At 58.2% G+C, this 273-nt stretch carries 1 protein-coding gene; it reads left to right on the top strand.

The genetic code is table 11. The features are described 5' to 3' along the window. The coding region (locus tag H6B10_RS16200; RefSeq protein ID WP_204652444.1) for a hypothetical protein at nucleotides 1-273 on the top strand (273 nt) is incomplete at both ends.

Below are 273 nucleotides of genomic sequence, written 5' to 3'. Positions count from 1 at the left end.
CCGCCATCATCCTGCTGTGCATGCTGGCATCCTGCTGGTATTTCTGCCGCCAGGCCGGCATCGGGACGCTGTTCCCCGCTGTTGCGGCGGTTCTGGTTTCCCCCATGTCCGATGCATACTTCCGCATTGCCCTGCTGACGGTCAGCTATCCGCCGTATCTGACGGCCAGCTTCCTCTGCCTGGGAATGCTTTTGCAGTATGTACGCAGCGAACGACGCCGTACACGTACTATTTTGCTGGTTCTGCAATTCCTGTTTTCCCTGCTCATCGGAC

This window comes from Gemmiger formicilis, assembly GCF_016901605.1.
GTDB classification, from domain to species: Bacteria; Bacillota; Clostridia; order Oscillospirales; family Ruminococcaceae; genus Gemmiger; species Gemmiger formicilis_B.
This window is presented reverse-complemented; position numbering and strand designations above follow the sequence as displayed.